Raw genomic sequence first — 7,939 nt, 5'->3', positions numbered from 1 at the left:
GCGGTTCCCTGTCGGTCACTTCCGTCACCTGCCGGAGGGTGTGGTCGGGAGGGGGGCGGGGGTGCCGGCGAGCGAGCGGGGGGCCGCGGCCGCGGGAGTGCCGGCGAGCGTGCGGGGGGCCGGGGCCGCGGGGGTGCCTGCCCGGGGTGCCGTGCGGGTGGCCGGGGCCGTCGGGGTGGGGGTCGCGGCGGCCGTGGGGACGAAGGGGGTGGCCACGGGTGCGGGGGAGCCGGACAAGACGGGCGCGGGGCCGGTGGCCATCGCCTCGGGGGCGAGGACGAGAGGGTGGCGTGCGGAGGCCGGTTCGGCGGCGACGGCGGACGGGACGCCCTTGACGGTGCCGTCGGGATCGAGGAAGGCGGGGTCCGAGCCGGGGACCATGCCGAGTTCGCGAGCGCGCCGCTGAAGGGCGTCGGGGGCGGAGTAGGCGTCGATGTCGCGCTGCAGGGCCTGCTCCTCGTCGGTGAGGTTCTTGGTCTCCTTCTGGAGGTCGTCGAGCTGGAACGACCCTTCGCTGAGCGCCGAGTTCAGCACCAGCAGGCCGATGAGGCCGCCGCCGAGGAGCAGGACGACGAGGAGGACGAAGGGCGTCCGCGCGGCCTGCCCCCGTCCGGTGGGGAGAAGCTGCGCGAGCCGTGCCGCCCTCCCTCTCAGTTCGGGTTTCCTACTCACTCACCCTCCCCTGGCGCGGATGCCGGACCTGGTAGTGCGGCGAGGCGGGGTGGGGGACCCGCTGCGGATCCCGGAGCCGAAACCCCGCCCCGTCGGCTGCCTCACGCGACGTCCTCCCTGATCCGCTGGGCCGCGCGCAGTCGCGCCGGGGCCGCACGGCGGTTCTCGGCGACCTCTTCCTCGGTGGGAAGTTCGGCACCACGGGTGAGCAGCTTGAGCCGGGGCTGGTACTGCTCGGGCACCACCGGCAGCCCGGCCGGGGCCGTGCTGGTGGCACCGGCCGTGAACACCTGCTTGACCAGCCGGTCCTCCAACGAGTGGTACGACAGCACGGCGATCCGCCCGCCCACGTCCAGCGCCTTGACCGCCGCCGGGATCGCCCGCTCCAGCACGGACAGCTCGCCGTTGACCTCGATACGCAGGGCCTGGAAGGTGCGCTTGGCCGGGTTGCCGCCGGTGCGCTTGGCGGCCTGCGGCAGCGCGTCCCGGATCAGCTCCACGAGCCGCGCGCTGTTGCTGAACGGCTCCTTCTCGCGCTCGCGCACGACGGCGGCCACGATGCGCTTGGCCTGCTTCTCCTCGCCGTACGCGCGCAGGATCCGTACCAGCTCACCGGGCGGGTAGGTGTTGAGGACCTCGGCGGCGCTGACGCCGGTCGACTGGTCCATGCGCATGTCGAGCGGGGCGTCCTGCGCGTAGGCGAAGCCGCGGTCGGCCTCGTCGAGCTGCATGGAGGAGACTCCGAGGTCGAACAGGACGCCCTGCACGCGCGCGATGCCCAGCCGGTCCAGCACCTCGGGCAGTTCGTCGTACACGGCGTGCACGAGGGAGGCGCGCTCCCCGTACGGCGCGAGCCGCTCACCGGACAGGCGCAGCGCCTCCTTGTCCCGGTCGAGGGCGACGAGGTGGGCCTCGGGGAAGCGGGCGAGCAGCGCCTCGCTGTGGCCGCCGAGGCCGAGCGTGCAGTCGACGACCACGGCTCCGGGCCGCTCCAGGGCGGGCGCCAACAGGTCCAGGCACCGCTGGAGCATCACCGGGACGTGTCGACTCTGGCTCAAGGGGCCCTCTCAGGTCCGGCGGGCCGTACGTACCGCCGGGTCCCCGCCCTCCCCCAGCAAGCTGGGGGGACCCCCAGTGAAGGGGAGGCCTGCCGGCGCCGGAGGCGTCAGCCGGCCGGGAGCGGATGGAGGCCGAGCCGTACGTACGCGCCGCGCACGCGGGAGATCTCCGGCGGCCACGCCGGAATCCGGGGAATTCGCTGCAGCGGGGAGAGCCTCGCCTCCCGCTTCGCGTCACTTTAGTCCACCCTCTGTCGCGGTCAATCAACCGGCCTGCGCGTCGCGGCGGCGGTCGGCGATCAACCCGCGCACCAGGGAGGATCACTCGTAAGGGCGCATACGCGCCACGCTTGTGGGTTAGCTCACATCAAGGCCCGATGACGTTCTTTGTCCCGCCTCACAACAGGACCCGACCGCCGGTGACCAGTACCGTCATCACCATGACGACTTCTGCATCGGTTCCCGCCGGCTCCGAGGACGCCATAGCCGGCACCGTCACCGACCGTCTCGTGGACGCCAACGAGCGGTACGCGGCCGCCTTCCGCGACCCGGGCATGGACGCCCGCCCGGTCCTCCAGGTCGCCGTCGTGGCCTGCATGGACGCCCGGATCGACCTGCACGCCGCGCTCGGCCTGCAGCTCGGCGACTGCCACACCATCCGCAACGCGGGTGGCGTCGTCACCGACGACGTGATCCGCTCACTCACCATCAGCCAGCGCAAGCTGGGCACCCGCAGCGTGGTCCTCATCCACCACACCGGCTGCGGTCTGGAATCCCTCACGGAGGACTTCCGCACCGAACTGGAGGCGGAGATCGGCCAGCGCCCGGCCTGGGCGGTGGAGTCCTTCAAGGACGTCGACCAGGACGTCCGGCAGTCGATGCGGCGGGTGCGCACCTCGCCGTTCCTGCTCCACACCGACGACGTGCGCGGCTTCGTGTTCGACGTGCGGACGGGCCTGCTGCGCGAGATCGACCCCGCGTGACCGTCGCCCGGGGGTCTCGTTCTTCGGGATTCCCGGGCACAGGGCAGAACAAATTGCCGTAAGGCCCGACATATCGCTGCCAGTTGTCCACAGTCGAGTGACACGAATCGGTAACGGCGGCAAGAATGCGGGTGGTGGCGTCGCGCGGAACGATTCACGCGTGGTGTCCGTGTTTCGGGGTGGGCCGGATACGCATCGCAGAGCGTCGGCCCGTGAGAAAGAACGGGCCGAGGAGGGCCGGGTGACGACCTATGACGATCGAGCGAGCCTTACTGATCTGACTGCCACTGCGGATCGGGTCCGCAGTGCGGTGGAAGAAGTGATCGAGGGCAAGCCCGAGGTCGTGCGGCTTTCGCTGACCGTACTGCTCGCCGAGGGGCATCTTCTGATCGAGGATGTGCCCGGCGTGGGCAAGACAATGCTCGCCAAGACGCTGGCACGGTCCATCGACTGTTCCGTGCGGCGTATCCAGTTCACGCCCGACCTGCTGCCCTCGGACATCACCGGGGTGTCCATCTGGGACCAGCAGCGCCGGGACTTCGAGTTCAAGCCGGGCGCGATCTTCGCCCAGATCGTGATCGGCGACGAGATCAACCGCGCCTCGCCGAAGACCCAGTCCGCGCTGCTGGAGTCGATGGAGGAGCGCCAGGTCACCATCGACGGGCAGACCTACGAGCTGCCCAGCCCCTTCATGGTGGTCGCCACGCAGAACCCGGTCGAGATGGAGGGCACCTACCCGCTCCCCGAGGCTCAGCGGGACCGCTTCATGGCCCGTGTCTCCATCGGCTACCCGAGCGCGGAGGCCGAGCTGCAGATGCTGGACGTGCACGGCGGGGTGAGCCCGCTGGACGACCTCCAGCCGGTGGCGCACGCGCACGAGATCGTGAAGCTGATAGAGGCGGTCCGCGGCGTCCACGTCGCCGAGACCGTCCGGCGCTACGCGGTGGACCTGGTCGCCGCCACCCGCAACCACCCCGACCTGAGACTCGGCGCCTCCCCGCGCGCGACGCTGCATCTGCTGCGCGCGGCGAAGGCTTCGGCGGCCCTCAGCGGCCGGGAGTACGCCCTGCCGGACGACGTCCAGGCCCTCGCGGTGGCCGTGCTGGCGCACCGCCTGCTGCCCACCGCGCAGGCCCAGCTCAACCGCCGCACGGCGGAGCAGGTGGTCCAGGAGATCCTGCAGCGCACACCGGTGCCCTCGACACCCCAGCAGAACGCTTTCGGCGGCCTGGGCCACGGCGCACAGGCGTACGGCCAGCAGCCGCCCCGGAGACTGTGATGACCGCCGCGGCGGGACTCGCTGCCGCCGACGCCGACAAGGGCGACAAGAGCGGCCTGCGCACGGCCCTGGCCGGTCTGACCACCCGCGGCCGCTCCTTCCTGGCCGCCGGGATCGCCGCCGCCGTCTGCGCCTACGTCCTCGGCCAGAGCGACCTGCTCCGGGTCGGGCTGCTGCTGGCCGCGCTGCCCCTGGTGTGCGCGACGGTGCTGTACCGCACGCGCTACCGGGTGGCCGGCAGCCGCAGGCTCTCCCCCGCGCGCGTGCCCGCCGGTGCCGAGGCGCGGGTCCATCTGCGGATGGACAACGTCTCGCGGCTGCCGACCGGCCTGCTGATGCTCCAGGACCGGGTGCCGTACGTGCTCGGCCCGCGCCCCCGCTTCGTGCTCGACCGCGTGGAGCCGGGCGGCCGCCGCGAGGTGTCCTACCGCGTCCGCTCCGACCTGCGCGGCCGCTACCCGCTGGGCCCGCTCCAGCTGCGTCTGACCGACCCGTTCGGGATGTGCGAGCTGACGCGGTCCTTCTCGACGTACGACACCCTGACGGTGATCCCGCGCGTGGAGCCGCTGCCGCCCGTGCGGCTGACCGGTGAGGCGAAGGGGTACGGCGACGGGCGGCTGCGCTCGCTGGCGCTGGCCGGCGAGGACGACGTGATCCCGCGCGGGTACCGCTACGGCGACGACCTGCGCCGAGTGCACTGGCGCTCCACTGCCCGCTACGGCGAGCTGATGGTGCGCCGCGAGGAACAGCCGCAGCGCTCCCGCTGCACCGTCCTGCTCGACACCCGGGGCGTCGCCTTCGCGGGCGCGGGCCCCGACTCGGCCTTCGAGTGGGCCGTGGCGGGCACCGCGTCGGTGCTGGTGCACATGCTCGAACGGGGCTTCTCCGTGCGGCTGTTGACGGACACCGGTACCTCGGTGCCCGGCGAGGGCGCGGACGGCTTCGCCGGCGCGAGCCAGGAGTCGGCCGACGCGGCCGGACTGATGATGGACACCCTCGCGGTGATCGACCACTCCGACGGCACGGGCCTGTCGCGGGCGTACGACCTGCTCCACGGCGGGCACGAGGGTCTGCTGGTGGCCTTCTTCGGCGACCTGGACGAGGAGCAGGCCGCGGTGGCGGCCCGGATGCGCCAGCGCACCGGCGGCGCGCTCGCCTTCGTCCTGGACAGCGCAGACTGGGTGGGGGAACCCACGGACGTGCCCGGCCCGTTGACGGGGAAGGAGGACCGGCTGCGGATGCTGCGCGAGGCCGGATGGACGGCCGTGCGCGTCCCGCGGGGCGCCCCGCTGCACGACCTGTGGCGCCAGGCGGAGCGTGAGCGCACCGGCGTCGTGACGGCGGGCGGCACGGCCGGCGGGGAGGGGTGGTCATGAGCGGGCAGGCGCGGATGGCGCTGTGTGCCACGGCGGCGACGCTGATGGCCGCGTGCGCCCTGCTGCCACTGGTCGACCAGGTCTCCTGGTTCCTGCAGGCGGCCGTCCTGCTGGCGATCCAGGCGGGTGTGGGCGCGGCGGCCCGCCGGGTGCCGCTGGCGCGCCCGCTGACGGTGACCGTGCAGGCCCTGGTCACGCTGATGCTGCTCACCCTGGTCTTCGCCCGGGAAAACGCGTTCATCGGGATGATCCCCGGTCCCGACGCCTTCCTCCGCTTCGCCGACCTGCTCGAACAGGGCACCCAGGACGTCGGGCGGTACGCGATCCCGGCGCCACTGTCCGACGGCATCGAACTGATGCTCGTCGGCGGTGTCCTGGTGATCGGGCTGGCGGTCGACGTGCTCGCGGTGACCTTCCGCAGCGCAGCCCCGGCCGGGCTCCCGCTGCTCGCGCTGTACTCGGTGGCCGCGGGGCTGTCCGACGGCGCCGGCGGCTGGGTGTGGTTCCTGATCGCGGCGGCCGGCTATCTGATGCTGCTGCTCGCCGAGGGGCGCGACCGGCTGTCGCAGTGGGGCCGGGTGTTCGGCGGCGCGCGGCGCGGGCCGGGCGGGGAGCCGAGCGGTCCGGTGGCGCCGGTGCGCGCGGGGCGGCGGATCGGCGTGGTCGCGCTGGGCATAGCCCTGGCCGTGCCGCTGGCCCTGCCCACGATGAACGGCGGCCTGCTGGACCCCGCCGGGACGGGTGTCGGCACCGGCAGCGGAGGCGGCGGCACGATCTCCGCGGTGAACCCGCTGGTGTCCCTGCGCGACAGCCTGAACGTCGAAGAGGACCGCACGGTCCTGACCACGCGCACCAGCACGGGCGACCTCTCCGGCATGTATCTGCGGATCGTGTCCCTGGACGACTTCGACGGCACCACCTGGAAGCCCTCCCGGCGCAACATCGTCGCCGTGCCCGACGACCTCCCGACCCCCGCCGGCCTCGGCCCGGACATCCGGCGCGCCGAGGTGCGTACCCGCATCGCTGCCTCGGACTCGTACGCGCAGGACTGGCTGCCGATGCCGTACCCGCCGAGCGGCGTGAAGGTCGACGGCAACTGGCGGTACGAGCCGGTCGGCATGACACTCGTCGGCGACCACGGCCAGACCACACGGGGCGCCACCTACGAGGTGACCAGCCTCGATGTGCAGCCGACGGCGGATCAGCTGGCCTCGGCGCCGGAGCCGCCCTCCGCGCTCCAGCGCGAGTTCACCCAGGTGCCGGGCTCCCTGCCGGGCATCGTGTCGCGGACGGCCCGCCAGATCACGGCCGACGCGAAGAACCCGTACGAGCAGGCGGTCGCGCTCCAGGAGCACTTCGCGGTGACCGGCGGCTTCCAGTACGACACCGAGGTGCAGGCCGGCAGCGGCTCCCAGGCGATCGCCCGCTTCCTGCGGGACAAGCGGGGCTTCTGCGTGCACTTCTCGTTCGCCATGGCGTCGATGGCGCGCACGCTCGGCATACCGGCCCGGGTCGCCGTGGGCTTCGCGCCCGGCACGGCACAGGCGGACGGCACGGTCACGGTGGGGCTGCGGGACGCGCACGCGTGGCCCGAGCTGTACTTCGAGGGCGTCGGCTGGACCCGCTTCGAGCCCACGCCGAACCGGGGCTCGACGCCCACGTACACCCAGCCCGAGGTGCCCAGCAGCATCCCCGACCTGCCGGAGGCCTCGCGTCCCGCGGACACGGCCCCCTCGGCCGAGCCGTCCACGAGCGCGAGCTGCGCGGACCAGGACCGGCGCCTTCAGCTGTGCGGCGGGGCGCTCCCGCTGGACCCGGGCTCCTCGGACGACGGAGGCCGGCCCTGGTACCAGACGGCTGGCTGGACGCTCCTGGGCGTCGCGCTGGTCGTCCTGCCGCTGCTGCCCATGCTGTGGCGGCTCAGACGGCGGTCGGTGCGGCTGGCCTCGGCCGGGCACACGGGCGCCGCACCCCCGGGTGCGCTCGGCCGGGGACGCGGCGGTGAGGGCGGTGGCGACGGCGTCGCGGTGACCACCCTCGCCGTGGAGCCGGACGAGCGGCATGCCGCCGAGGTGGCCGCCGGGCATGTGCTGGCCGTCTGGCGCGAACTGACGGACACCGCCTGGGACTACGGCATCGCCCCCGACGACGCTCTCACCCCGCGCAAGGCGGCGGCGCGGATCGTGCGGCTGGGCCATCTGGACGACCAGACGACCCGGTCGGTGCACCGCGTGGCCGGTGCCGTGGAGCAGGTGCTGTTCGCACCGGACCCGCACGCGGAGGCCGGGCTGGCCGACGAGGTGCGCCGGCTGCGGGGGGCGCTGCGCGCCCGGGCCGGCCGGCGGACCCGGATCCGTGCGGTCCTCGCACCGCGTTCGGCCGTTCGCGCGGTGTGGGACCTCAACGACCGGTGGCTGGCCATGAAGGGTCGCGTGGCGACCGGCTGGGCGGCGGCCCTGGCACGCCGCCCGTTCGGTCAGCAGAGCGGCTGAGAGGGCCGAGAGGGCCGAGAGGGCCGAGCCGGACACGGCGAGGGGGCCGATACCCAGCTAGGTATCGGCCCCCTCGCCG

General features: G+C 73.4%; 6 protein-coding genes. 4 read left to right on the top strand and 2 right to left on the bottom strand.

Annotation, left to right across the window (positions count from 1 at the left end):
• Window positions 1–24: 24 nt before the first annotated feature.
• A complete protein-coding gene (locus tag ACFV6X_RS35280) occupies window positions 25–672 on the bottom strand; it encodes a septum formation initiator family protein (protein WP_385390504.1) in 648 nt (215 codons plus the stop codon).
• Between the two features lie 101 nt (window positions 673–773).
• Window positions 774–1,730 carry a 16S rRNA (cytosine(1402)-N(4))-methyltransferase RsmH gene (gene rsmH, locus ACFV6X_RS35275; protein ID WP_385390503.1) on the bottom strand — a complete coding sequence of 319 codons (957 nt, stop codon included), beginning with the start codon at window positions 1,728–1,730 and terminating at the stop codon, window positions 774–776.
• Window positions 1,731–2,170: 440 nt separating this feature from the next.
• On the opposite strand from rsmH, the gene ACFV6X_RS35270 reads away from it, so the two are divergent.
• From ACFV6X_RS35270 to ACFV6X_RS35255, 4 genes are all read left to right on the top strand, one after another.
• Complete coding sequence (locus tag ACFV6X_RS35270; protein ID WP_385390501.1) at window positions 2,171–2,713, top strand: beta-class carbonic anhydrase; 543 nt, start codon at window positions 2,171–2,173, stop codon at window positions 2,711–2,713.
• 241 nt (window positions 2,714–2,954) lie between these two features.
• Window positions 2,955–3,992: an AAA family ATPase gene (locus ACFV6X_RS35265; protein ID WP_385390499.1), complete on the top strand. Its 1,038-nt coding sequence runs from the start codon at window positions 2,955–2,957 to the stop codon at window positions 3,990–3,992.
• Window positions 3,992–5,368, top strand: a complete 1,377-nt coding sequence (locus ACFV6X_RS35260; RefSeq protein WP_385390498.1) for a DUF58 domain-containing protein — start codon at window positions 3,992–3,994, stop codon at window positions 5,366–5,368. The genes ACFV6X_RS35265 and ACFV6X_RS35260 overlap by 1 nt, the downstream gene beginning before the upstream one ends.
• A complete protein-coding gene (locus tag ACFV6X_RS35255; RefSeq protein WP_385390497.1) occupies window positions 5,365–7,860 on the top strand; it encodes a transglutaminaseTgpA domain-containing protein in 2,496 nt (831 codons plus the stop codon). Before ACFV6X_RS35260 ends, ACFV6X_RS35255 begins: the two co-directional genes overlap by 4 nt.
• Window positions 7,861–7,939 lie beyond the last annotated feature (79 nt).

Origin of the sequence: Streptomyces sp. NPDC059861 (assembly GCF_042731435.1) — a bacterium.
GTDB lineage: Bacteria > Actinomycetota > Actinomycetes > Streptomycetales > Streptomycetaceae > Streptomyces.
The sequence above is the reverse complement of the archived record's forward strand: the minus strand, read 5'-3'. Positions and strand labels throughout refer to the sequence as shown.